General features: G+C 40.5%; 1 pseudogene. It reads left to right on the top strand.

The features are described 5' to 3' along the window. Window positions 1–147 precede the first annotated feature (147 nt). Window positions 148–709: pseudogene (locus IEV18_RS17085) on the top strand (UPF0236 family transposase-like protein); the annotation flags it as partial.

Raw genomic sequence — 709 nt, 5'->3', positions numbered from 1 at the left:
CCCAAAATATACTAATTTAGCTGTTTAATATAACCATATTATCCCATATTTCGTATATTTTGGGGTATACTTTGTAGAAAATTATCACGAAGAATTTTTACTCTTCAGCGCTGCAATTTAATTGATTTTGAGGAAAGCGTTCGTATTCTGATGTATGACGTATTTGCGTCAATGTTGGGGGACATATTCACCAAAATGAACACTGTGATTGTAAATGAAAAACAATCAGAGGGTTGGACTGTGGAAAGAAATGATGAAAGAGAAATCCAATTTACTTTTGGTGCAGTGAGATTTACACACACGCTGATGTATGATTTAGAAGGACATGCCCACTACCCTTTTGATGAATGGATTGGTTTTAAGAAATATCAACGTAGAAGCCCATTTGTAGAAGTTAAAGTTGCGGAAATGGCTGCAGAAAGTACGTATCGAGAAACGGCTCATATACTGAAGGAATGGACAGCTGTGGACATTAGCCATACAACGGTTGGATCGATTGTGAGGAAAGTCGGAGAAGCACAGGCCAAGGCGGACGAGGAGATGGTCACCGAGTTAGAAGATTCGGCTGAATTGCCAGAGGGAAAGAAAGTAGACTACCTCTACGCTGAAGCTGATGGCGTCTTTGTACGGGGGACAGAAAAGAAGAAAAGTCATGAGGTAAGCCATGCCATTCTTTACGAAGGCTGGGATACGAATGGCAAACGTGTTT

It is taken from the genome of Compostibacillus humi (genome assembly GCF_014637175.1).
GTDB lineage: Bacteria > Bacillota > Bacilli > Bacillales > Amphibacillaceae > Oceanobacillus > Oceanobacillus humi.
This window is presented reverse-complemented; position numbering and strand designations above follow the sequence as displayed.